Genomic DNA, 26427 nt, shown 5'->3' with positions numbered 1-26427 from the left:
AGACCATAAAGTTTGGTTTACCTTTTTTGTATTCAGGAAAGTTAAAATTTCTATAAAAAATGATGTAGCCATGGTGGAGGTTCTGAATATATTCAGAAGGATTTTAAAGCCATATAGTATATAATAATAAAATTCAGTTGCTGGGGAATTGGCAATAAAGCTTAGTTGCTAGAGGATTTATAATAAAGCTTAATTGCCGAAGGATTGGTAATAAAGCTTAGTTGCCGAAGGATTGGTAATAAAGTTTAATTGCCGAAGGATTGGTAATAAAGTTTAGTTGCTGGGGGATTCGTAATCCCCCAGCTTTAATGACCAGTATAGCATAAATAAGCCTTCTAGAAGAAGACCTAAGGGCTTCAATATATTGACCACCTACATAATATTATACATATAAAACTAACAAAATTAGCCCATCTAGTCGTTTATTATTATATAGCCTATTTTAGGGATGTGGGGAAATGAAAGACATAGAAAAACTAAGGGAAGAAAAAATATTAGACAAACAGGATATTATTTCCATAAGAAATTATATAAAAAATACTAGAAAAAATATAGATGAAAAACATAGTATGTCCATATTTTCAGACTCTGTTTACAGAATAGTCGATAATAATTTAGATGGAATTAGTGAAAAATATAGAGAAAGTATAAAAGTACAACTGGTTAAAGATATGATAATTAACAATAAAGAGGGATTAGTAAAGTATGATGTTATAGATAAAATGTTATCTATGGATAATAAGGAAGATAACTATATAGAGACTTTAACCAATTGGATTAATAAAAATCTCGATAATAAAATAACCAGTAATGAATTAAAAAATTATATATTTCAACAGAATAGTATTAAAGAAACTAAAATGGAAAATCAAAATAATAAAAGTAAGGACATAGAGCCTATACTAGAAAATAATAGTTTAAATAAAAAGTTTATAGCTACATCTATATTGTCTCTACTCTTAATAATATTTATTACAAAAAGTAATTTCCCTTTAAAGAAAGATATAGATCAGTCAAATATAACCTCAGTCACACTAAGTACACTTAAAGTGGTTGTCCAAAACACCCATAAAGATATACCAGATTTTTTCATGTATAAAGATATAGATAAAAACAAATTAAAAGAATACTTAAATAGTAGAGATTCCATATTGACAGATGAACCATATTTTTCTACTATAATAGAAACCTCTAAAAAATATAATCTAAATCCAATTATACTTTTTTCAATAACCGGTCAAGAACAGAGTTTTGTACCTAGGGACAATAAATATGGGAAAGAAATAGCTAATAATCCCTTTAATGTTTTTGGAAGTTGGATAAAATATAATACTAATATTAAAGATTCATCAGAAATAGCAGCAAAAACTATTACCAATTCTTTAAAGGAACGACCATTATTTATGGATCCCTTTATCTGGATTAATAGAAGATATGCAGAAGATGATAAGTGGTGGATTGGAGTTAGTAAAATATATAGCCACATAGAAAATATAATTTCAGATTAAAGTTACATTAATCTTATATCTTTTGTAAATAATATTTATAAGGGAGGTTTGATTATGGATTTTTATAATGTAATAGAAAATAGAACCAGTGTTAAGGACTTTACTAATACACCGGTTAATAAAGAAAAACTATCTAGAATGATAAATGCAGCTATGAGGGCTCCATCTTGGAAAAACAACACCAGTTATAAGATGATATTAGTAAATAATAAAAATGAAAAGGATAGACTATCAGAAACAATAATGAATGATACAGACAGTGCTAAAAATGCTTTGAAAAGTGCCCCTATGGCAATGATAGTTGTGGCAGATCCTTCAGAGTCTGGAATAATGGCCGACAGGGAATACTACTTAGTGGACAGTGCAGTGGCAATGGAACATTTCGTTTTAGCAGCAACAAACGAAGGTTATGGTACTTGTTGGATAGGAGCATTAGATGAAGATAGGGTAAGGGACATATTAAATATACCAAAAGAATACAGAGTTGTGGCAATGACCCCAATAGGAGAGATACAACAAACTCCAACCCATCATCATAAAAAAGATGTAACAGAGCATGTATTTTTAAATAATTGGGGAAGTTCATATACGTTAAATGACTAATAGGGACCCTGGGGTCCCTTTATTTTAGTTGACAGTTAGCCATTGACAGTTGACAATTAAGGTACAAATTGGTTGAAGCCGATTTGAATATAATATTTTACGAACAAAGTGAGTAAAACTACATTTAATTGACAATTGTCAACTGTCAATTGTCAATTCCAAAAGTACTTAGGTCCCTTTATGTTTTCACTATGAAATAATAGCATATTTTGATAAAATAATATAGTATGAAATACTAAAGTTATATTATGGAGGGATTACATTGCTATATATTTTTGGACATAAAAATCCAGATACAGATTCAGTGGTATCGGCCATATCCCTGTCATACCTAAAGAATAAATTAAAAGGGGATACTATTCCATGTGTGTTAGGAGATATAAATAAAGAAACTGAATTTATTCTTAATTATTTTAATGTTAATAAACCAAGATTACTAGAAAACGTAAAGACCCAAATAAAGGATTTAAATTATGATAAAATAATAAGTATAAATCCTAGAAATACAATATTATATGCATATAAACTTATGGAAAAAAATAAATTAAAGGTACTACCGGTGGTTGATGATAATAATAAATTATTAGGATTAGTCACCATGAAGGATATAGCAATGGAACTTATAAAGGGAGATGTATATAAGTTAAAAACAGCCATATCAGATATAGTAAATGATTTAGATGGAGAAGAATTAGTTAAAATAGATGATGAAATAGAAGGTCAAATATCTGTTGCTGCATTTTATTATAATACACTAAAGGATGATGGTATATTAAACAAAAATAGTATTGTAATAGTAGGGGATAGATATGATATAATTGATTATGCCATAAAATGTAATGTAAAGTTAATAATAGTAACAGGAAATAAAACACTACCATCTAAATATATAAATAAAGGGATTAAAGAAAAGGTAAATATTATATCTGTAAAAAATGATACATACACTGTATCTAAGCTTATAAATCAGTGTAATTATGTATCATCAATAATGAAGGATAATAATATTATAAAGTTCAATGAAAATGAATATTTAGATGATGTAAAGGAAGAACTTTCCCAAAACAGACATTCAAATTATCCTGTTGTTACCGATGATAATAAATATTTAGGGATCATAACAAGAAGACATATATTAAAACCAAATAAGAAAGAAGTTATATTAGTTGATCATAATGAATACTCCCAAAGTGTAAATGGACTTAGGGAAGCTAATATATTAGAAATAATAGATCATCATAAACTAGGGGATATAAAGACCACTACTCCTATAAACTTTAGAAATAACCCTGTGGGAAGTACATCAACAATAATATTTAATATGTTTATGGAAAATGATATTAAAATTGATAAAAACATAGCAGGTATACTGTTATCAGGAATAATATCAGATACCCTATTATTAAAGTCTCCCACAACAACAGATATAGATAGACTTGCAGTTAAAAAATTAAATACTATATTGAACTTGGATATAGAAAAGTTTGCTATGAATATGTTTAAGGCGGGGACATCCTTAGAGGGACAAGAAATAGATGAAATATTTTTTAAAGACTTTAAGGAGTTCAATATTGGAGATAAGAAAGTGGGTATATCCCAAGTATTTACCCTTGATATAGAAGACGTATTTAATAGAAAGAATGAATTCTTAAGTTTTATAAACGATATTCACAATAATGGCAAATATTACTTAACTCTATTGTTAATAACTGATATACTAAAAGAAGGTTCCTATTTATTATATAAATGTGATCAAGGTGCCCTCATAAATGTTGCCTTTGATACTAAAGGAGAACAGGGAATATTTGTTGATAAGGTTGTATCAAGAAAAAAACAGGTTATGCCTAAGATATTAGAGGCTATGGATATAATTAAATAATTTTAGAAAGAAGGAATGTTTATGGAAGAACAAAATATAGATAGGCTAAATATAGGTGATAAGGAGATAATAATAATCGGTACTGCCCATGTTTCTAAAAAAAGTGCAGAACAGGTAAAGGAAGTAATAGAAGAGGAGCAGCCGGATTCCGTATGTGTGGAACTGGATGACCAACGATATGGTTCTGTGGTAAACAAAGATCAATGGAAAAAGATGGACATATTCAAGGTTATAAAGGAAAAAAAGGCATTATTATTATTAGTTAATTTAGTGATGGGATCATTTCAAAAACGTATGGCTAAACAGTTTGGTATCAATCCTGGACAAGAAATGATACAGGGTATAGAGTCAGCGAAGGAAATAGATGCAGACCTGGTTTTAGCCGATAGGGATATACAAACTACATTTAGAAGGGTTTGGAGGGGTATAAGCTTCTTTGGCAAGTTAAAACTATTTTTTCAAATAATTTTTAGTATATTTGACGATGAAGAAATAACAGAGGAAGAACTTGAAAAATTAAAATCAGAGGATATGCTAACATCGGCATTAAAGGAAATGGGAGAGTCTTTTCCCCAGCTTAAAATGAGACTTATAGATGAACGGGACAAGTATCTATCCCATAAGATAAAAAATGCCCCTGGAAAAAAAGTAGTGGCAATACTAGGTGCAGGTCATGTGCCAGGGGTAAAGGAAGAGATTTATAAAGACCAAGATATAGAAGAGTTATCTAGGGTTCCTAAAAAGGGAAACACAGGTAAGATAATAGGTTGGTCAATACCAATAATAATATTAGCAATCATAGGATACACCTTTTATAATAATGCTCAAACAGGGATAGATCAAACAATAAGTTGGGTACTTTGGAATGGGACATTATCTGCCATAGGAACATTAATAGCCTTTGGACATCCTTTATCAATATTAACTGCCTTTGTTGCAGCTCCAATAAGTTCCCTAAATCCAACAATAGCGGCAGGATGGTTTGCAGGATTAGTGGAAGCCTTAGTTAGGAAACCTAAGGTAGAAGACTTTCAAAAATTAAATGAAGATGTATTTAGTCTAAAGGGATTTTGGAAAAATAAAGTGACAAGGGTATTATTAGTCGTAGTATTTGCAAACCTAGGAAGTGTTTTAGGAACAACAATAGGTGGAGCAGATGTAATTAGAATGTTTATAAAGACTATTATGTAAGAAGAGGATTAGCTTAAAAGCTAATCCTTTTTATAATGATAATTTAAGATTTTATATGAAGCTAGTATATTAAAGGTTGCCTCCCCATCCTTAAAATCTATATCAATTATTTCCTGTATCTTATTGATTCTATAATTAATTGTATTTCTATGGATAAAGAGTTTATCTGCCGTTAAATTTGTATTTTTATTATTAATAAGGTAATGATACAGTGTTTCATAATAATTTGTATTATGTATATTGTCATATTTTCTTAGTTTTATTACTTCGGGTTGACAATATTTAGTTAAGTCTTTGTCATTGACATTACTTAATAGGTGATGTAATTTATAGTTACCATAATAAAAAACATTACTATTATCAAATCTTTTACCAAACTTTAAAGCATTTATACTTTGACTATAATGGAGATTTAGATTTAATAAATTTTCAAATGTATCACTTATACCAACATATAATTTTTCTTCTTTGATAAACTGCTCTAGTTTATTTAGCTTAGTTTCTATAAATTTATCATTAATATATATCAGATATAATATATAGCCATTATAAAATATAGATTTACCCATTGGGAAAATACTATCAATAGAGTCCTTTAGATAATCATTTCTATGACCTTTATTCTTATAGTCCGATAAGTCCAATGCTAAAAGGGCTAAATCTTTATTAAAGTTATATCCACAACCTTTAATTCTTTCAACTGCTATATCTTTATCCTTGATCTTATCTTCTATTAAATCAACTAAAAGTTTTTCATACATTAGACCCCTCATATTTTTATAAAATTTATCCTTTTTTAATTCATCGGCTAGAACTTTACTTACTATATTTAATAACTTCTGGTGTTTATATGCTATTATTTCATTACATTCTAGCATAATAACATAACCTACCATTTTGTTATCTATAAATATCTTACTTGTTAACTTTTTTATATCATTTGCCCTACAAGTTACTAAAAATGGATTTTCATTTGTTGGAGATTTTTTTACTGAATCCATTTTATTTACTTCAGCGATAAACTCATAGGAACAGTATCCAGAATTAATATTATTAACCCATAATGGGTCAGTTATATCATTTATATCCGAATGACTTATCACCTTAAAACTTGTATCTATAAGAACTACTGGATTATTTAATAAGTCAGAAGATGTTTTTACAAGATAATCTAGACTTTTATTTTTAAGTACAGCATTTAATAGAATATTAGAACTGTTAAGAATATCTAAGTTAGTACTAAAAAGGTCATTAACTGTATTAAAAAGTGAAGGTAAATTTGTATTAAAGGGAAATAATAATAAATTATTATTTGAAAGGTCATCATAATTGGTATCATCTATTAATAGCATAGATATTTCTTCTATATTATTATTTATATCTGAAGATTTACCTATATAGAGTGTATCTTTATGAAACTGCCATTGATCTTTTAAAATCAACTGTACATTATTGAAACTTATATTTTTATCATTCCACAAATCCCTAGGATTAAAACTTTTAACATTATTATATATATCAGTATAATACACTGCCATGAAATCACCCCTATCTTAATTATAAATTAGAAAAGGTAAAATTTCCAAACAAAGTTTTCTATAAGAAATATCTATAAATGAATAAGGAACAATAGAAACAATCTATTTCATATAAGGCTATCATTCTGTTATACTTTCTTTGGACAAAATAAAAAGGAGGCAATAGAGATGAAAAAAGTACTTAGCGTAATTTTAATATTATTATCAGTATCATTAGTGTTTGCAGGATGTAGTAAAGAAACTGGACAAAAAGAGGGGTTTAATTACTATACTCAAGAAGAATTAAAAGAAGCTATAGAAAGTAATGAGGATATTTTAATAGTAGATATTCAAGTTGAAGAGGATTTTGATAAGCATCATATAAAAGGTGCCATAGAAACCAATGCATATCCAGTAAAAGAAGATACAGATAAGGCTAAACTAGATAACATAATGAAGGATTTAGAAGCTTCAGATAATCCTATTATTATAGTATGTCCCCGTGGCGGTGGCGGTGCAGAAAGAACATATAACTATTTAAAGGAAAAGGATATAAGTGAAGATAGATTATATATACTAGAAAATGGACAAGCTGGTTGGTCCTATGATGAACTTTTAGCTGAGTAAAATAAAGCCCTTTCACTATTGGAAGGGCTTTTTAATTAATATATAGGGTTTATTTGATGATACAGGGAGGATATAGATTGTGAAAAATAGTGTAATTAAAAAAACTATAATAAGGATAGCTATAATAGCAGTAATAGTGGCTATATGTATATTTATTGATCCCATAAATACCACTATAAAAAAGGTTTTTATGGTATTTAAAATGGCCAGCACAACAGGAAATCTTGATATAATAAAGGGATATATATTATCCTTCGGTATATGGGCTCCTGTAGTTTCCTTTCTACTTATGATATTTCAATCAATAGCGGCTCCAATACCAGCTTTTTTAATAACATTTTCCAATGCAGCCATATTTGGTTGGGTAAAAGGAGCTATACTCTCATGGTCCAGCGCCATGGCAGGGGCAGTGGTATGTTTTTATATAGCTAGATTTTTAGGAAGGGACTCAGTGGAGAAACTTGCAGGTAAAACATCCCTTGAAAGTGTTGATAAATTTTTTGAAAGATATGGCAGTTATGCAATCCTAATAGCAAGATTGTTACCCTTTATGTCCTTTGATGTGGTAAGTTATGGAGCCGGACTTACATCGATAGGATTTTGGTCTTTCTTTTGGGCTACAGGATTAGGTCAGTTACCGGCAACTATTATTTACTCCTATGTTGGAGGTATGCTAACCGGTGGAACTAAAATGTTTGTATTCGGCCTTATGATATTATTTGCAGTATCTATATTAATATTTATGATTAAAAGTATGTGGAATAAAAAATCTAAAGTTAAGCTTTAAAGGATGAGATTATGAAATTAAATAATAATATATTAGAAAAACTAGAGTATTCTAAAGAAAACTGTATTGGTTGTAATAAATGTATGGAAGGATGCTCTATGTTAAATGAGTTTACTAATAATCCTAAGGATTTACTTAAGAACATTATAAACAATAAAGAAATAAATCAAATAATACCCTATTCCTGTACATTATGTGGATATTGTGGTGAGGTGTGTCCTAAAGGTATAAGTTTGAAGGATATTTTTTTAGATTTAAGAAAATATATAGTTAATGAAGATAAAAAGAATCTTAAAAAATTAAATTATAGACCCATTAGATTCCATCAAAAAAATAGTTTTTCTAAGGTCTTTTCCACAAACATAAGGGGAATAAAAAAATCCACAAAAACCGTATTTTTCCCAGGTTGTAGTTTAACCGCCTACAATCCTAAGATAATTATAAAGGCTTATAACTTTCTAAAAGAAAAAATGGACATTGGAATAATGCTAAATTGTTGTGGAAACCCAACATATTCCATGGGGGATGTAGATAAGTTTAATAAATATTATAATATAGTGAATAATGAGTTTGTTAAAAATGGAATAGAAGAGGTTATAGTTGCCTGTGAAAACTGCTATAAAACAATAAAAGAAAATAGTAAAGGTTTACGGGTGAAGACATTATGGGAAGTTATAGATGAGATAGGCTTACCAACGATAATAAAGGGCATAGGTAAAGATAGTAGTATTGTGTTTAGTATCCATGATCCATGTGCAACAAGGAATGAACCTAAGATTCACGAAGCAGTAAGAAATATAGTAAAGTATTTAGGCTTTAAAATAGAAGAAATGGAATACTCTAAGGAGAAAACATTGTGTTGTGGCTCTGGAGGAATGATAAGGTCTACAAATAAGGATATATCAATAACTCAAATGAAAAGAAGGGCAAATATGGCTAAGACAGAGTATATTATCTCCTATTGCCAAGAATGTGTTGAATCTATGAGAAAAGCAGGGAAAAAGGGTATACATATCATTGATCTTATATTTAATGATAATATATATATAGATTTTGATCAGGTTAATGAAGGAACATTAGCTAAGTGGATAAATAGATATAGGGGTAAAAAAATAATAGAAGGTGTTAATGAAAATGAAGAAAGGTACTAATATAATTAAATATATCTTAACCATAGTTATTTTAGGAGCTATAATATTTATAGTAAATAAGAATAACATTTTAAAGGGCTACTCGGCCAGTGATATAAAGGAATATGTCACTTCCTTTGGAGTTTTATCCCCTATAGTTTATATAATATTATTTACATTGGTACCCTTAACATTATTTCCTGATTCCATATTAGCTATATCCAGTGGAATGATATTTGGTTTATTTAAAGGGTTTATATATACAATGATAGGGGCATTATTTGGAGCTAGTTTATCCTTCTTTATAACAAGAATACTGGGGAAGAAGTTTATAGATAGATTTATAAAAAAGGATATATCTAAAATAGGAGGGATAATAGAAAAAAGAGGATTTTTTATCATATTAGTGTTAAGGCTCATCCCTTTATTTCCCTTTGACATAATAAGCTATGGTGCCGGGCTTTCAGATGTAAAATATAAAGATTTTTTAGCTGCAACTATAATAGGGACAATACCGGGGATATTTGTTTATACAAATGTTGGAGATAAATCTACAGATATAGGTTCCACTAGTTTTGTTATATCTATATTACTTTTAGTGTTATTATTTGTCGTATCATTACTTCTAAAGAAAAAGTTATCATTTAATGATAGAGAATTATAACTTATCCACATAAAACAATATAATCCACAGTTTATAACTACTATTTTATAATAACTGGGGATAAGTTATAATTATAAAAAAGATAATAAAGGTAAAAGGAGATAACTTTATGTATACATTAACACTAGAAAATATACAAAAGTTCTATAAGAAAGACTTTAAACTGAATGTGGATAAATTAATAATAAAAAAGGGTGAATTTTTTGGCATTGTGGGACCATCTGGATGTGGAAAAACAACATTACTAAACCTAATAGCAGGCTTATCATCTGTGGATAAAGGTAAAATATATAAAGATAACATTGATATAACTATGGAAACTACCCAAAACAGGAATATATCTGTTATATTTCAAGATCCTCTGCTTTTTCCCCATATGACGGTAGGAGAAAACATAGAATTTGGTCTTAAAATGAAAAAGGAAAATAAGAAAGATAGAATAGAAAAGGTAGAAAATATCCTTAAGATAGTTGGATTAAAAGGTTTTTTTAATAGAAGGATTGACTCCCTTAGTGGGGGGCAAAAACAAAGAGTCTCAATAGCTAGATCTTTAGTGACTAATCCAGAAATAATATTAATGGATGAACCCTTTAGTTCCCTTGATCCAAGTCTTAGGGATGATATGAGAAAATTAATACTAGATATTCATAAAAGATATAAAACCACAATAGTATTTGTAAGTCATGATAGGGATGAAGCATATATGTTATTTGATAAAATGGCTATATTGAATAATGGCAAAGTAATAGATATAGGAACTCCTAGAGATTTATATGAAAACCCGAATAACATATATACATCTAAGTTTCTAGGGATAAATAATATATTTTACGGAAGATTTCATGATGGTTTTTTTATAAGTAATCACTTTAAGATAACGTTAAAGGGTAAAGGAAAAGGTTATATAATAATAAGGCCAGAGACATTTACCATAGGTAATGGGGAATTAAAGGGTATAATAGAGGATATATCCTTTAGGCAAGGACTATTATATATAGATGTCAAGGTAAAAGATACAATAATAGATGTTATTAGTAAAGAAGATATTAAATTACGTAAAGGAGATAGTATATTATTAAGTCCCAACAAAGAAAAAATAATATTTATAGAAGAAGGAGAATATAAATGTTAGATACCCATGGAAGAAAATATGTAAATCCAATAATAAATAAAACTTCACAATTATTATTAAAATTAAATTTAAATGCAAACCATGTTACCTTTATAGCATTTTTAATAGGTATATCATCGGGATTTTTTATATATTATGGTAAAAATATAATGTCAGTTATACTATTATGGTTATCAGGATATTTAGACGCAGTGGATGGTGCTATGGCAAGAAAATCAAATAGTCCAACCCCATGGGGAACCCTTATGGATATAACCTTTGATAGAATAGTTGAAATGTCTGTAATAATAGGGTTATCGTTAAGATATCCTGATATAAGGTTTAATCTTCTTATACTAATGTGTTCCATATTATTATCGATAACTGTATTTTTAACAGTAGGGGCACTGTCAGAAAAAAAGGGAATAAAGAGTTTTTACTATCAAGCAGGAATAGCTGAAAGAACGGAAGGATTTATATTATTTACTCTAATGATCCTTTTAAATAGCTATATTGGAATAATAACATATATATATGCCACTATTGTTATAATAACTGCAGTTCAACGAATGATAGAGGCAAAAAGACTACTTTAAATAGGACAAGTATTCCTATTTAAAGTCATCGCTTAAGGGGTCTTCTATCTTTTCCTTAGTAAGTAACATCTTCTTAGCTTGTTTATCATATATATTAACCTTATGTAGTATATATTTTGCAAGTAAATATTCAAAGGGTAACCAACTAACATGACCCATTGGGATTATGTATCTTTTTGAACCCTTTATCCTTTTATATAATGACTTTCTACTATCAAGGGGTAGGGTCCTATCAAATAATGCATCAACTATTGTGACTCTAGATTCATCTAGTAAATGACAGTATGATAGGGGATCTATTTTAAGCAAAGGGTGAATAGTATCATTACTTAATAACTTACTTAATGATAGTTTATTAACTATCTTCAAGTCTTTTTTATATTTTTCATATAATTTTTTCTTATTATCTAAATAATTATCAGCTTTAAATCCCTTCTTATACATTCTTCTAACAAATTTAGTTGCAGGGGATTCAAACAGTATTTTAGGAATATGTCCTCCAGCTGTCATAAAAATAGTTTGATTTATCCTTTTATCTATAGCAGAAACCATAGATGAAACCATCCCTCCAAGGCAATATCCTAAAAGACAATTGTTGTCCTTCCATAAGCCTAAGTTCTCTAACAAATCTATAGAGGACATAACATCAACCACGGAGTGTTCCCAAAACCTATACATAACGTCAATATCAGGGTATAAAAAGCTTTTACCACTCACAGAACCATGTTCAACCCTTGTATGATTTCCAGGAAATATTAATACAGTTGCATTAACCCCTGCTGAAGCAAGATGGGGACCCATCCACAATAAAAACTTAATGTTTCTACTACCTAAACCATGAAGAATTAAAGTAGATGCTTTAATATCTCCCTTAGGATGAAAGTTATAAAGTTCAACATGTTCCGTTCCTGGAGCAGGATTATTATATAATGTATTATATTTTATATAACTACATCTATAGTGTTTGCCCTTGAAAATATAGCCAGAGGAATATTTGATATCTCGTTTTTCATATTTAAAACTTATTGTCATCTTATATACAGCTCCTCATAAATTTAACCGTTTCTTCAATAATTTTAACCGTTTTATAATCCTTTAATTTAAATTCAAATGTATGGTCACCCTTAGTGTGACTTAAAAATCTATAATCAATATTAAAATCTTTAAATTTGTTAATAAGTTTTACAGAGGACCTAAAGGGAACAACAGTGTCTTCTTTACCATGGACAACTAAAGTTTTAACCATATTACTAGATATCCAATTTATTGGCGAATATAACCTATAAAGGTCTATATTTTCCTTTGGATCTCCATCCAATGTTTTTTTAGTTGCAAATCTAGCAAAAAGTGACTTATTATCGTCATCAAATATGTCTGTTAAATCCGATGGGGAATAATATGCCACCACCCCTTTGATACCCTTCATATTACTAGTTTGTTTATAGGAGTTATAGGCACTGTAAAGTAGGGTTAGATGCCCCCCTGCCGACAAACCCATGGTAATAATATTATTAATATCTAAATTTAACTCTTTATATCTTGTTCTTATAAACTTTAATCCATGGCTATAATCCAATAATATATCTTCCATATGATTTTTTAACCCATACCTATAATCAATAGATACAACAGCAAAGCCCTTTGATGCTAAAAACTTACACCATGATACATTGTTAGGCTGATTCCTAAATCCCGATATCCAGCCACCACCATGGGCAAAATATACTACAGGATAGCTATTACTATTTTTATTGGGATACCATATATCCATTTTCAGTTTTTCTTTATTTGTAACCTTATAAACGTGGGTATCATAATGGAAATCTCCACTGACTTCAATAGGTATTTTAGATTTAAATATATTTATTATATAAGTAGCTAAAGTAAATAAAAATCCAATAAACCCTAATGCAGCATTGGCTATAAAGAGAAAAAATATTATTAAAAGAAGATATATTTTGTTGACTATAAAAAATGACTTTTTAAATCTATTATTTAATTTACCCAAAATAACAGCTCCATTATAAAGTAATTTTAGTTTAGGTCTATTTAGTTTAGCTTTATGGTTATTGGGTAGATTCCTAATCTCCCAACTCTATTATATAATATTATTTTAAATATTAATATAGTATTTAGATTTAATGGATAATTGCAAATGTTATAATATGGTGATATAATGAAATTAATACAATAAAAACCACACAAGGAGGATAATAATGAAAAAAATATTAATATTATCTATAATTTTAATCTTTATTCTAGTAGGTTGTGGAGATAAAGTTACAAGTAACAATGAGGATGAGCTTATAGGAAATATAAAAACCCTAGAGAAAAAGAACTATCTATTTGATACATTTCAAATAACATACGATAATTATATTAAGTCAATAAATGATATAATATCTAAGGACTATAACTATAAAAACGATGATACAGCATTTTTCATGATAGATGGGAAAGAAATAAAGGGAAAGGACTTAAAGGGAAAATCAATAGAAGACTTAAAGGAATATAAAGAGCATTTCAAAGGCTTAGAAAATGGAATGAAACTTTTATATGATAGTTCTAAAGTTAAAATATCTAAAGTATATTATGACAAGGATTTAAATGTTAAATATATCTTTTCTAATATTATAAAGGACTATGGTGATAATGAAGAGGAGATTATAAATAAGATGTATACCTTTAGAGAAGAGGATGAGAACTGGAAGATAACTAATATAGAGAAAAGTTCAATTTATATTGATGAAAATACGGAGGAAAGTAAAGAAGAGCTACTTAAAAAACTTAGATATAATAATTATGATGGGGAAGAAATGGAATATGTTGAGACTTTAAAAAATAATAAATAAAAGGACCTTTGTCCTTTTATTTTTTTGCAAAAAAACAAATACTAAATAAAGGAATAAACAAAGAAATATAGAAATGCATAAATATAACAGTAAGAACTTAGGAGGCATTAAGGAGCATAAAAGAATTATATTTGGGTAAAAGACATAATATACTATTATCTATTGAAATAATAATATAAAAAGGATGTGAAATCTTGGAACATATTATAAATGAAGTTATAAAGATAGACGAAAAGGCTAAAGAAGTTAAAGAAAACTTAGAGACTAAAATAGAAGAAAATAGGGAAAAACTAAATAAAAAATTAGATGATATGGAACACAAAGAGATAGAAAGGGCAGAAAAAGAAGCATCAAAAAAATATAATAGGATTATTAATGAAGGAGAAGAAAGGGTAAAGGGTATATTAGAGGTCAATAAAGAAAAGCATAATATATTAGATAGAATATTTTCTATTAATAGAGAAAAGATAGTGGATAATGTATTTAATGAATTATTTAATTAATTGGGGTGGTATAACTTGTCTAATGTAACCCGTTTTGCTTCAATAAACACTAAAGTAAGGGTTTTGATTGGAAAAATGCTTAAAGCTGAAGATTTTAATAACCTTATAATGAAGGATTCAGTTGGTGAAGTGGCAGAGTATCTTAAGAATAAAACCTATTACAAAAATGTATTAAGGGGTGTTGATATAAAAGATATACATAGGGATAAACTAGAGTTACTCCTTAAAAAGCATATAGTAAATCAATATGAAAAATTGATTCATTTTTTTACAGATGAATATAGAAAGCTTTTTAGAATACTTTTTATTAGATATGAAATAGAAGATTTAAAACTATATATAAGAACCCTTATAAGGGGAGAAGATTTAGAGAGTGTACGGGGATTAGTATTATATTCAGGGATATATAGCACAGTGGACCACGATAAGCTATCCAAAAGTAAAGACATAAAAGAATTTGTTGAAAACCTTAAGGATACAAACTATTATGATATGCTAAAACCCTATTTAAATGAAGAGGGAAGAAAACTCACATTTTATATGGAAATGAGACTAGACAGATACTATTTTAAGTCTCTATATGACCAGAGTTCTAAATTGGATAAAAATGATCAAAAAATATTTAAGGATTTATTAGGTAAAAATATAGACTTACTAAATCTTGAATGGATATATAGGGGCATTAAATTTTATAAATTGTCATCTGAGGAATTAATAAATTACATTATAGTAAAAGGATCTTCTATGAGATATGACCATATAAAAGAGTTATGCTATTCAGATAATGAAAAAGAATTAATGGAAAAAATCGTAGATGGAAAATACGGCTTCTTATTTGATAATGAGAATACAGTGGATTTATTTATGGAAAGAAGGATAGAGAGATATTTGTATTTTCAATTTAAAGATTACTATCGTAAAGGAAAAATGGACATAATAGAGTCTATAGCCTATATGCATTTATTGGAATTTGAAGTAAGGGATATAATTTCTACAATTGAAGCCATTAGATATGATCTAGATAAAAGGGAAGCAAAAAAATATCTTGTAAGGCGGTTAAAGGGAAGTGATTTATAAATGGCAGTAGAAAAAATGTCAATGATGAATATAGTGGGGGTTAAAGAATATATAAATGATATATCTAAAGACATAGTACTTATGGGAAATGTTGATATAGTAAATGCTTTAAACGAAATAAAAAGCAGTAACTTTACCTTAAATATATCGGAAGAAAATGTTGATGAATTAGTTGAAATGAACTATATAAAGCCCATAAATGAATGCGATAACTGTGATGACATTTTAGAAAAAATAAATAAGTTAAAAGAAATATACGATGATAAATTCACCTTTAATATAAACCATGTTAATAAAGGTTATAATTTAAAAGATTGTGTCACTGGCTTAGATGAAATATATGATGAATTAATAATTTATCACGATAAAATAGTTAGATTAAAGAATGATATAAGTGAAATAAATAGGTTTTATGAGAACTTTAAACATGTAACAGATTTAGATGTAGATATAGAAGAACTTAGGAACCTAGAATACTTTGATTATAGCTTTGGTATATTAGCTAAGGAGGATAAACTAAAACTTAGAAGAAATTATGAGAATATTTCTGCAATAGTAATTCATACAGGAAGTAGTAGTAAAGATGATGTGTATTTAGTAATATATCCAGCAGAATTAAAGATAGAAACGGAAAGGATATTAAGATCGTTAAACTTTCACAATATACATATCCCAGAAGAGTTAACTGGAAAACCTAGGGATATTTTAAATCAGCTTGAAGAAACAAAGATAAAAAAAGAAGAGGCAATAGAAGATAATAGCAAAGTATTATCAAGGTTAAAGAAAAAATATAAAGATGATTTAGACAAGTGTTATAGTAAAGTAATTATGAAGAAAAAGGTATCTAAAGTAAAAAAGCATACTGTGTCCACTAAACACTTTTTTTACTTATCGGGATGGGTATCTAAAAAGGATGAAGAAAAAATAAGAAAAAGATTAGAAAAATATAAAAACTTAATAATAATGTTTAAAGGAGAAGATAAAAGGGAAAACAACTTTAAACCCCCTACAAAACTTAATAATATAAAGCTATTTAAACCCTTTGAATATTTAGTTAAAATGTATGGGGTACCGTCCTATAATGAACTTGATCCAACGGCATTTTTAAGTATAACATATATGTTTTTATTTGGAGCAATGTTTGGAGATGTGGGTCAAGGTTTTGTACTATTTATATTAGGATATATACTGAAAAAAACTAATAAGTCAGTAGTAATAGGCTCCATATTAAATAGACTTGGAATAAGCTCTATGGTTTTTGGCAGCCTTTATGGCAGTTTATTTGGATTTGAACATATATTGCCGGCCCTTTTAATAAAACCCTTTGAAAATATAAATAAAGTTTTAATAGGGGCAATAATAATAGGTGTATTTTTACTCCTTGTAAGTTATTTATATAGTATAATAAATTCTCTAAAACAGAAAGATTATAAAGAGGGGTTATTTGGACGAAATGGAATAACGGGGCTTATATTTTATTTAACCCTTTTATTTATATTTGTTAAAAACTTTGTAGTTACAATCAATATACCTAATATAGCTTTAATACCAGTACTTATATTGGGCATTATTACAATGATTATAAAGGAACCTTTAACAAATATTATATTTAATAAAAGGCCATTATATCATGAGTCTAAATCAAGCTATTATATAGAGAGTAGTTTTGACATATTAGAAACTTTACTTAGTATGTTAAGTAATACAGTATCATTTATAAGGGTTGGAGCATTTGCATTAACCCATGTGGGCCTTTTTATAGCCTTTGAAACAATAGCAAATCTTATAGGAAATAACTTAGGGAGCATATTTATGCTAATATTAGGAAACATAATAATAATAGGTCTAGAGGGTTTAATAGTAGCAATTCAAGGACTAAGGTTACAGTATTATGAGTTATTTAGTAAGTATTATAAAGGAGAGGGCAAGGAATTTGAAGCAACGAAAATTTAAAGGAAAGAATGGAGAATAAAGAATAGAGAATAGATAAGGAACAAAGTGGCCTTAGGCCACTTTGCACAATATTTATTCTTTATTATCTATTCTTTATTCTCTAATAAAAAGGGAGTGTGATTTAATTGACTTTTATAACAATATCAACAACATTAATAGTTATATTAACTATATCTTCGGGTTTATTTTTACTATATAGAGAAATGGAAACTAATAAATCTAAATTAAAGAAAATATTGAGATTTAATCTATTTACATTCATTCCTCTACTTACTATGGCAATAATAACATTAGCACCTAAGATTGTGTTTGCAGCAACTGCACCAGCGGCTTCATCATCGGGGCTTGGTTATATAGCAGCGGCTCTATCTACTGGGCTTGCAACAATAGGTGCAGGGTATGCAGTTGGTGCCGTTGGTTCATCAGCATTAGGTGCAGTGTCAGAGGATCCTAAGATACTAGGTAAAACCCTGATATTTGTTGGTCTTGCCGAGGGTATTGCTATATATGGACTTATAGTATCAATACTTATAATAGGAAGGTTATAATATGAAGTCCTTTTTAATAAGTGATAACAGAGATACTGTAGTAGGGATGAGACTTGGTGGAATAGATGGAGTTATTGTAAAGAAAAGAGATGATATATTACAAAAATTAAGGGAATTAGTAAATCATAAGGATATAGGTATTATTATAATAACAGAAAACATACATAACAAAGTAGAAGATGAAGTTATGACATTAAAAACTAAAAGGGACTTCCCCCTTATAGTTACCATTCCCGATAGACATGGATTTGGTGATGATAGTGATTTTATAACTAAATACATAAAAGAGTCCATAGGTCTTAATATATGAGGTGAGTGTAATGATTACCATTGAAAAGAAGTTAAACACATTTTCAAAGTTAGTATTTGAAAAGGAACAGAAAAAAGCCCAAGAAAAGTTAGAAGAAATAGAAAAGGAAAATCAAAAAATAATAGAAAGTCATAAAGAAGAAATACAGGCTAAGGTCAAAAATATAATAGATAAAAAGGTTAAGTCTGCTGAAATAAAGAAAAGGCAAATGATATCTAAAGCCAATGTAAATGCTAAAAAAAACATATTAGAAAAGAAAAAGGAGCTACTAGATAAAATAGTTGATGATGTTACTGAAAAGGCCAGAATATATACAGATAAAGAAGACTATAAAGACTATTTATTAGAGAATATATTAGATTCTCTGTCTGGTTTAGATGATAAAGATATATATGTTTACTTAACGGAAAAGGATAAAAATAAATACGGATATACTATAGAAAAGAAATTAATGGATAAAGGTTATAATGTAAAAGCAAAGATCACAGATGAGGATATAATAGGGGGTGGGGTAATAATAAATAGTAATAAATCAGTAAGGATAGATGATACTATGAAGAGTAAAATAGAAGACAATAAAAAGAAAATAGGAAATATATTATATAATGCCCTAGAAAAAGCAGGTGATGCCATTGACTAATGGAATAATATCAATGATAAATGGCCCGGTTATAAAGGGCGAAAACATGTCCAACTTTAAAATGAGAGAGATGGTAATGGTAGGAGAAAAAAAGTTAATAGGTGAGGTTATATCAATAGATGGAAACATAGGAACAATTCAAGTCTATGAAGAAACGGAAGGTCTTAGGGTAGAAGAGCCTATTATTGGTACGGGAAAACCATTGTCTTTAAAGTTAGGGCCTGGAATGATTGGGAATATGTTTGATGGTATAGAAAGACCCCTTAAAAAAATAAATGAAATATCAAATAACTTTATACCAGAGGGAATAGGTCTGTTATCAATAGATCCCGATAAAAAATGGAAAGTTTCCATCGATGTAAAAAAGGGGGACTACCTAAAGCCAGGAGATATATATGGAGTAGTTAAAGAAACTAGTTTAATAGATCATAAACTAATGGTTCCACCACATAAAGAGGGAAAAGTCATAGAAGTAAAGGAGAATGGAGAGTATAATTTAGAAGAGATACTTATAAGGCTAGAGGATAAAAACAATAAAAATCACAAACTAAAAATGTATCAAGAATGGCCCATAAGAAATCCTAGACCGGTAAAGGAAAGAATACCCATAGACAAACTACTTATAACAGGTCAAAGAGTCCTTGATATGTTTTTTCCAATAGCAAAGGGAGGTACATCGGCTATCCCTGGAGGATTTGGAACAGGAAAGACAATGACCCAGCATCAACTGGCAAAATGGTCCGATGCAGATATCATAGTTTATATAGGTTGTGGTGAAAGGGGAAATGAAATGACTGAGGTTTTAGAGGACTTCCCTGACCTAATAGACCCTAAAACAAATGAACCTATTATGAAAAGAACTATACTTATAGCAAATACATCAAACATGCCTGTGGCAGCCAGAGAGGCCAGTATATATACTGGGATAACTATGGCAGAGTATTTTAGGGATATGGGTTATCATGTTGCCATAATGGCCGATTCTACATCAAGATGGGCAGAGGCCCTAAGGGAAATTTCGGGAAGACTTGAAGAGATGCCTGCAGAGGAAGGATATCCTGCATATCTACCATCTAGACTGGCAGAATTCTATGAAAGGGCAGGTTATGTAAATACATTAAATGATAATGAAGGCTCAGTAACCATAATAGGGGCAGTATCCCCAGCTGGAGGAGACTTCTCAGAACCGGTAACGGAGAATACCAAGCGTTTTGTTAATGTATTTTTAGCCCTAGATAGGGAACTGGCTTACTCTAGACATTACCCTGCCATAAATTGGCTTACCAGTTATAGTGGATATACTAAAACCTTAGATAGTTGGTATAGTGACAATGTCAGTGAAGATGCCTTAGATGTGAGGAATAGAATGTTACAATTACTCCAAGAGGAAGAAAAATTACAGGAAATAGTTATGCTAGTAGGGGAAGATGTCCTACCTGATAATCAGCGACTTATATTAGAAATCTCTAAGGTTATAAAAATAGGTTTTTTACAACAAAATGCCTTTCATAAAGAGGATACTTTTGTACCAATAGAAAAGCAATATAAAATGTTAAAAACCATAGAACATTTATATAATAGAAGTAATGATGCAACAAATAAGGGAATACCAATATCCCAAGTTAGAAATGATGAAATATTTAATAGGGTTATAAAAATGAAATATGATATTCCCAATGATAAATTAGAAAAAATAGATAAAATAAATGAAAAGATAGATAGTTTTTATGATTCACTAGAAAGAAAATACTCAGAATAGTAGGATGTGATATATTGAAAAAGGAGTATTTAGTACTTGATAAAATAGAAGGACCCCTTATACAACTATCAGGGATAGAAGATGTATCCTATGGAGAAGTTGTTAAGATAAAGGTAGAGGGAAGTATAAAAACAGGTAAAGTTATAAAAATAGAAAAAGATGTGGTTATAATACAGGTGTTTGAAAGTACAACAGGATTATCAACAAATAACACCTCCGTTAGTTTCTCCGGTAGTCCCTTTGAACTATCCTTATCTAAGGACATATTAGGTAGAACCTTTAATGGTATAGGACAGCCCATAGATAATGGGGGAGAAATATTTGGAGGAAAAGAGCATAATATAAACGGTAGACCTATAAATCCTGTGGCTAGAAAATATCCAAGGGACTTTATACAGACAGGGATATCATCAATAGATGCCCTTACAACAATAATAAGGGGACAAAAAATACCTATATTTTCAGGTAATGGTCTACCCCATAACGAACTTGCAGCCCAAATAGTAAAGCAGGCTAAAATAAGTTCCGAGGGAGACAATGACTTTGGAATAGTTTTTGCGGCCATAGGGGTAAAACATGATGATGCTGACTTTTTTAGAAAAAGCTTTGAAAAATCCGATGCATTAGATAGGGTGGTTATGTATATAAATCATGCAGATGACCCAATAGCTGAAAGGATAACAACACCTAGATGTGCATTAACTGCAGCTGAATATCTTGCCTTTGAAGAGAATATGCATATACTAGTTATTATGACCGATATAACCAGTTATAGTGAAGCCTTAAGGGAAATATCCTCCGCTAGAGAAGAGGTTCCCAGTAGAAAGGGATATCCAGGATATCTTTATTCTGATTTGGCATCACTATACGAAAGGGCGGGAATGCTCAAGGATAGAAAAGGTTCCATAACATTAATACCAATACTAACTATGCCCAACGATGATATAACCCATCCAGTTCCTGACTTAACCGGTTATATAACCGAGGGACAAATAGTATTAGGTAGGGAATTGTCAAGAAAGAATATATATCCCCCTGTAAATGTATTACCATCGTTATCAAGACTTATGAAGGATGGAATAGGGGAAGGCTTTACAAGGGAGGATCATCCCGATGTAGCAAATCAATTGTTTTCATCCTATTCTAAAGTTCAAGAGGTAAGGGCCTTATCCCAAATAATAGGGGAAGACGACCTATCGGATACCGATAAAAAATATATGGATTTTGGGAGGGAATTTGAAAAAAGATTCATAACCCAAGGTCACGAAGAAAATAGGGACATAAATGAAACCCTAGACTTAGCTTGGGAACTTTTAAGGATATTACCTGAAGATGAACTAGATAGAATAGATCCAGATTTTTTAAATGCAAAGAATAAAGAATAAAGAATGAAGAATAAAGAATAGATAAGGAACAAAGTGGCCTTAGGCCACTTTGCACAACATTTATTCTTTATTATCTATTATTTATTCTTTAAATAGACGTAGGGACTGAGCATGCCCAGTCCGCCGCCCTGAAAGTGGCGGTAATGGACCGAAAATAAACCTAGAATAATAAAACAACTAAAGAACCAAAACTAAACCATGAAACAAAACTAATTTATAATTTACAATTTAAAATTCCGAAAGCGGTTCCAAGGCAAAAACCTTGACCCACCAAAACTAACAATTAACAATAAAAAATTAACAATTCCGAAGCTCCGCTTCGGCAAAAGGGGTGGTTTATTATATCTCAAAAAGTTTCTCCAACAAAGGCAAATCTATTAAAAAGCAAAAGCTCCCTAGAATTTTCTAAAAAGGGCTTTGAACTATTAGATAGAAAGAGAACTGTACTAATAAAGGAAATGATGTCCCTAATAGATAAAGCTAAGGATATACAAAGCAAGGTATCAGAAAAATTCAATGATGCCTATGAAGCCCTAAAACTTGTTAATATAACCATGGGAGTAAATAATGTAGAAGAACTAGCCCTATCCATAATGAAGGAAGGGGAACATGAAATACTTTTAAAGAGTATAATGGGTGTGGAGATCCCCAATGTAAAATATAAAAAAGACAAACTAGACACCCAATACGGTTTTTTCAGAACCAATCCTGTGTTAGATATAGCAGTAACCAAATTTAGGGAAGTAAGATACCTTATATACGAACTTGCTGAAGTGGAAAACTCAGTTTATAAATTAGCCATAGAAATAAAGAAAACTCAAAAGAGGGCCAATGCCTTAGAAAAAATACAAATACCAAAATATAAAGATAGAATAAAGTTTATACAGGAAACCCTTGAAGAAAAGGAAAGGGAAGACTTTTTTAGACTTAAGAAAGTAAAAAATATAAATAACTAAGGAGAAGTAAATATGACTGATAAGGAAATGCTAATAGAATATATAAATAAGTTTAGATTAAACTGTCACTATAGATTTAACTTTATGCCCCCAGAGATAGATGGTATCCCCTTTTATCTCTATGAAAAGGCCCATAAAGAGGCCAAAGAGGAGATGATAAAGGAAGGGATAGCGGAGGATAAGATAAATATCATAGAAGATACATATAATTTGTTTATTGATACAATGAAGGAGAAACAAGATTATAGCTTAGCAGAGAAAACAGTTTTAAATTCAATTAATAGTTAAGGGTTAATAGTTAAGAATAGAATGGGTAAAGCCCGTATAGATTCTTAACTATTTTTTTATTTATGTATTAAGGGATTTCTAATTCAACATTTTTGTTATGTAAAAAGTAGGGTTTCGGCATGAATAAATGGGTTTTATAGCTTAAGAATGATATATAGCAATTAAAATATATTTTTAAATATTTATGGAGAATAATTTGGATATATATAGAAAAATGACAAGAAATAAGTTAAAATAGTATTATAAAGATTCAAAAGGGGGATAACACAATGAGTTACAATGTGGTTGTATGTGATGATGAAAATATACAAGTAAACACTATAAATCGTTATATAAAAAAAGTAGCAGGAGAAATAAATATCAAAGTAAATATAACCAATTCAAATACCGGAGAAGAGTTGTTACAAAAGGTTAATGATAATATAGTAAGTATAAAAGATACATATATATTTTTTTTGGATATTGAGATGAAAGGTATGGATGGGGTTCAGTTAGCTAAAAAGATAAACAGTATAAATAAAGATGCTATTGTTGTATATATTACAGGATTTAAAGATTATGCCCTTAAAGCCTTTGAGGTAAGGGCATTTAACTATCTAATGAAACCAGTTTTGTATGAGGACTTTAAACATATATTTATTGAGGTCTTAAATAGACTAAAAGAGATATACTATAGAATAGAAAAGGAAAAAGAATTTGTTATAGAGAATAGGGGAGATATAAGAAAGATTAAGTATGATGATATATATTATTTTGAAAAAATTCTTAGAAAGGTTAAACTAGTTCATAAAAATGGGGAAATAGAGTTTTATATGACCCTTAAAAAATTAAAAGCTAATATAGATATGGATAATTTTACCCAATGTCATCAGAGTTTTATAGTGAATAACGATAAAATAGATTCATATAAAAACAGAGAAATACATATGAAGGATATAAAGTATAATATTCCTGTAAGTAAAAGGTGGATTAGTGAGGTAAAAAACACCTTATCTCACAAGATTTTCAACTAGGGGGAAAATAAATATGTTTATCTTGTGGTTGCTGCATGACTTTATTGTAAATGTAATTGAATCAGGGCTAATGTATATGCTTTTATCAGTATTTTTAATTCCAAAAATAAATAGTAAGGGTAAAATTATAAGTATAATATTTTTTCAAGCATTAACTATACATATAGTTAATATAATTTTAGGAGTACCTAGTATACTAGGCTTTTTTATTATGATAGGAATATCTATATTATTTCAATATCATATATTTAAAGAGCATTTATTTAAACTTATTGTATTAGAACTATTATATTGTATAGGAATTGCCTTTATGGAGATTTCTTTTATAGCTGTTTTTGAAAAAGTTTTTAATATGGGTATAATACTTGTAAATAGACGGACACCCCATAGAGTAGCATTAGAAGTAATAACAAAAGTATTGTACTTTATAATTATTAAATTTTTAGAGAAAATGAAAATAGAAAGTTTCAGAATAAAAAAAATATACATATATGAAATAATAGTTGTATTGATGATTAACATTGTTTTTATGTTTTTAATTTTAAAAATATACTCAGGTTCTAAAATCATAAGTACTAGTAAGTACCAATTAGAAATCATCTTTTTATTTATGATAATATTTACTATAGTTACATTAACAATTATCAGACAAATTATTAAATATTCAAATAAAGAAATTCAGTGGAAAATAAGAGAAAAAGAATATAAAAGACAGGTAGATTATATAAGAAGAATGGAAGAAACAGCTTATAAGTTGAAGGCCCAAAGGCATGATTTCAATCACCATATAGGATGTATACATGCTCTTGCAGAAAAAAATAATATAGAAGAGCTAACAAAATATACTGAAAAGCTTATAAAGTCTATAAAGAAAGTGAATAACATAGTAACTGTTGGAGATCCAGTTATAAGTGCTATATTAAATTATAAATTATCAGTGGCAGAGGGAAAAAATATAGAGTTGAAATTTAGTATAGATTTACCTGCTAGTATGACTATTGACCCTGTAGATATGTCAATAATACTAGGAAATATTTTAGATAATGCTATAGAGGCATGCCATAACACAAAAAACAAATATATAGAGCTTAAAATGTACAAACAGAACAAATACTTAATTATAAAGTTAACTAACAGTAAAAAAGGAGGTCGATTAAGATTAGATGGGAAATATATGACTTCAAAAGATAATAATGAAAATCATGGTTTTGGGCTTGAAAATGTGAAGTATATGGTAGAAAAGTATGATGGATTATTTGAGATAGAAGAGAATAAAGAAAGTTTTATTGTGAAAATAGGTATATTATATAAATGAATATGTAATACATAAAAGAACACAGTTAAATGTGTTCTTTTATGTTTGTCAGGTAGATTGTCGGATCCATGGTTTGCAAGAGAGCTAACGGGGAGTGTAGTTCTGGTTTTATGAGAGTTAAAAAACGGCAATAATTATTCTATTTTGTAGTAACTCGATTATAAGTAAACAGACAACATATACCCTACAAGTTATTAAATTAATTAACTTCATTA

26 protein-coding genes are annotated in these 26427 nt (G+C 29.1%); 23 read left to right on the top strand and 3 right to left on the bottom strand.

The annotated features are described in order from the left end of the window. Nucleotides 1-458 precede the first annotated feature (458 nt). From V6137_RS05500 to V6137_RS05485, 4 genes are all read left to right on the top strand, one after another. Nucleotides 459-1508 carry a hypothetical protein gene (locus V6137_RS05500; RefSeq protein ID WP_425446887.1) on the top strand — a complete coding sequence of 350 codons (1050 nt, stop codon included), beginning with the start codon at nucleotides 459-461 and terminating at the stop codon, nucleotides 1506-1508. 54 nt (nucleotides 1509-1562) lie between these two features. Then, a complete protein-coding gene (locus V6137_RS05495) occupies nucleotides 1563-2111 on the top strand; it encodes a nitroreductase family protein (RefSeq protein ID WP_425446886.1) in 549 nt (182 codons plus the stop codon). 262 nt (nucleotides 2112-2373) lie between these two features. Next, nucleotides 2374-3990 (top strand): putative manganese-dependent inorganic diphosphatase, encoded by a 1617-nt coding sequence (locus V6137_RS05490; RefSeq protein ID WP_425446885.1) that lies wholly within the window; start codon nucleotides 2374-2376, stop codon nucleotides 3988-3990. Nucleotides 3991-4011: 21 nt separating this feature from the next. After that, entirely contained in the window at nucleotides 4012-5181 is a 1170-nt protein-coding gene (locus tag V6137_RS05485; protein WP_425446884.1) for a TraB/GumN family protein, read from the top strand. A 20-nt stretch (nucleotides 5182-5201) separates the two neighbouring features. On the opposite strand, the gene V6137_RS05480 is transcribed toward V6137_RS05485, so the two are convergent. Beyond that, nucleotides 5202-6719 carry a PucR family transcriptional regulator gene (locus tag V6137_RS05480; protein ID WP_425446883.1) on the bottom strand — a complete coding sequence of 506 codons (1518 nt, stop codon included), beginning with the start codon at nucleotides 6717-6719 and terminating at the stop codon, nucleotides 5202-5204. 168 nt (nucleotides 6720-6887) lie between these two features. Between V6137_RS05480 and V6137_RS05475 the strand changes: the two genes are divergently transcribed. The 6 genes from V6137_RS05475 (at nucleotide 6888) to V6137_RS05450 (ending at nucleotide 11613) form a co-directional block, all read left to right on the top strand. Then, nucleotides 6888-7325 carry a rhodanese-like domain-containing protein gene (locus V6137_RS05475; protein ID WP_425446882.1) on the top strand — a complete coding sequence of 146 codons (438 nt, stop codon included), beginning with the start codon at nucleotides 6888-6890 and terminating at the stop codon, nucleotides 7323-7325. 79 nt (nucleotides 7326-7404) lie between these two features. Next, nucleotides 7405-8112 (top strand): TVP38/TMEM64 family protein, encoded by a 708-nt coding sequence (locus V6137_RS05470; RefSeq protein WP_425446881.1) that lies wholly within the window; start codon nucleotides 7405-7407, stop codon nucleotides 8110-8112. Between the two features lie 11 nt (nucleotides 8113-8123). Beyond that, nucleotides 8124-9263 (top strand): (Fe-S)-binding protein, encoded by a 1140-nt coding sequence (locus tag V6137_RS05465; protein WP_425446880.1) that lies wholly within the window; start codon nucleotides 8124-8126, stop codon nucleotides 9261-9263. Beyond that, nucleotides 9241-9906 carry a TVP38/TMEM64 family protein gene (locus V6137_RS05460; RefSeq protein WP_425446879.1) on the top strand — a complete coding sequence of 222 codons (666 nt, stop codon included), beginning with the start codon at nucleotides 9241-9243 and terminating at the stop codon, nucleotides 9904-9906. Before V6137_RS05465 ends, V6137_RS05460 begins: the two co-directional genes overlap by 23 nt. A 109-nt stretch (nucleotides 9907-10015) precedes the next feature. Continuing rightward, nucleotides 10016-11038 carry an ABC transporter ATP-binding protein gene (locus V6137_RS05455; RefSeq protein WP_425446878.1) on the top strand — a complete coding sequence of 341 codons (1023 nt, stop codon included), beginning with the start codon at nucleotides 10016-10018 and terminating at the stop codon, nucleotides 11036-11038. Then, the gene (locus tag V6137_RS05450) at nucleotides 11032-11613 is read left to right on the top strand and encodes a CDP-alcohol phosphatidyltransferase family protein (RefSeq protein ID WP_425446877.1); all 582 of its coding nucleotides are present in this window, start codon (nucleotides 11032-11034) and stop codon (nucleotides 11611-11613) included. Before V6137_RS05455 ends, V6137_RS05450 begins: the two co-directional genes overlap by 7 nt. Before the next feature lie 15 nt (nucleotides 11614-11628). Here the strand turns inward: V6137_RS05450 and V6137_RS05445 are convergent, their stop codons facing one another. Beyond that, nucleotides 11629-12645, bottom strand: a complete 1017-nt coding sequence (locus V6137_RS05445) for an alpha/beta hydrolase (RefSeq protein WP_425446876.1) — start codon at nucleotides 12643-12645, stop codon at nucleotides 11629-11631. Nucleotide 12646: 1 nt separating this feature from the next. Then, entirely contained in the window at nucleotides 12647-13621 is a 975-nt protein-coding gene (locus tag V6137_RS05440) for an alpha/beta hydrolase fold domain-containing protein (RefSeq protein ID WP_425446875.1), read from the bottom strand. Between the two features lie 208 nt (nucleotides 13622-13829). On the opposite strand from V6137_RS05440, the gene V6137_RS05435 reads away from it, so the two are divergent. The 13 genes from V6137_RS05435 (at nucleotide 13830) to V6137_RS05375 (ending at nucleotide 26212) form a co-directional block, all read left to right on the top strand. Further along, nucleotides 13830-14465, top strand: a complete 636-nt coding sequence (locus V6137_RS05435) for a hypothetical protein (RefSeq protein WP_425446874.1) — start codon at nucleotides 13830-13832, stop codon at nucleotides 14463-14465. A 194-nt stretch (nucleotides 14466-14659) separates the two neighbouring features. Then, entirely contained in the window at nucleotides 14660-14968 is a 309-nt protein-coding gene (locus tag V6137_RS05430; protein WP_425446873.1) for a hypothetical protein, read from the top strand. Between the two features lie 15 nt (nucleotides 14969-14983). Next, nucleotides 14984-16045, top strand: a complete 1062-nt coding sequence (locus V6137_RS05425; protein ID WP_425446872.1) for a V-type ATPase subunit — start codon at nucleotides 14984-14986, stop codon at nucleotides 16043-16045. Then, nucleotides 16046-17998 (top strand): V-type ATP synthase subunit I, encoded by a 1953-nt coding sequence (locus V6137_RS05420; RefSeq protein ID WP_425446871.1) that lies wholly within the window; start codon nucleotides 16046-16048, stop codon nucleotides 17996-17998. It abuts the gene before it with no gap. Nucleotides 17999-18123: 125 nt separating this feature from the next. Continuing rightward, entirely contained in the window at nucleotides 18124-18546 is a 423-nt protein-coding gene (locus V6137_RS05415) for an ATP synthase subunit C (RefSeq protein ID WP_425446870.1), read from the top strand. 1 nt (nucleotide 18547) lies between these two features. Further along, nucleotides 18548-18856 (top strand): V-type ATP synthase subunit F, encoded by a 309-nt coding sequence (locus V6137_RS05410; protein WP_425446869.1) that lies wholly within the window; start codon nucleotides 18548-18550, stop codon nucleotides 18854-18856. Nucleotides 18857-18866: 10 nt separating this feature from the next. Continuing rightward, nucleotides 18867-19496 (top strand): V-type ATP synthase subunit E, encoded by a 630-nt coding sequence (locus tag V6137_RS05405; RefSeq protein ID WP_425446868.1) that lies wholly within the window; start codon nucleotides 18867-18869, stop codon nucleotides 19494-19496. Then, nucleotides 19489-21255: a V-type ATP synthase subunit A gene (locus tag V6137_RS05400; RefSeq protein ID WP_425446867.1), complete on the top strand. Its 1767-nt coding sequence runs from the start codon at nucleotides 19489-19491 to the stop codon at nucleotides 21253-21255. The genes V6137_RS05405 and V6137_RS05400 overlap by 8 nt, the downstream gene beginning before the upstream one ends. 14 nt (nucleotides 21256-21269) lie before the next feature. Beyond that, nucleotides 21270-22640 (top strand): V-type ATP synthase subunit B, encoded by a 1371-nt coding sequence (locus V6137_RS05395; RefSeq protein ID WP_425446866.1) that lies wholly within the window; start codon nucleotides 21270-21272, stop codon nucleotides 22638-22640. 341 nt (nucleotides 22641-22981) lie between these two features. After that, on the top strand, nucleotides 22982-23596 hold the full coding sequence (locus V6137_RS05390; RefSeq protein ID WP_425446909.1) for a V-type ATP synthase subunit D: 615 nt from the start codon (nucleotides 22982-22984) through the stop codon (nucleotides 23594-23596). A 12-nt stretch (nucleotides 23597-23608) separates the two neighbouring features. Continuing rightward, entirely contained in the window at nucleotides 23609-23884 is a 276-nt protein-coding gene (locus V6137_RS05385; RefSeq protein WP_425446865.1) for a hypothetical protein, read from the top strand. Between the two features lie 269 nt (nucleotides 23885-24153). Beyond that, the gene (locus V6137_RS05380; RefSeq protein ID WP_425446864.1) at nucleotides 24154-24897 is read left to right on the top strand and encodes a LytR/AlgR family response regulator transcription factor; all 744 of its coding nucleotides are present in this window, start codon (nucleotides 24154-24156) and stop codon (nucleotides 24895-24897) included. Between the two features lie 13 nt (nucleotides 24898-24910). Continuing rightward, complete coding sequence (locus V6137_RS05375) at nucleotides 24911-26212, top strand: sensor histidine kinase (protein WP_425446863.1); 1302 nt, start codon at nucleotides 24911-24913, stop codon at nucleotides 26210-26212. The last annotated feature ends 215 nt before the right edge of the window (nucleotides 26213-26427 follow it).

This window comes from Dethiothermospora halolimnae (assembly GCF_037577855.1).
In the GTDB taxonomy this organism is placed as follows: Bacteria; Bacillota; Clostridia; order Tissierellales; family VENL01; genus Dethiothermospora; species Dethiothermospora halolimnae.
This window is presented reverse-complemented; position numbering and strand designations above follow the sequence as displayed.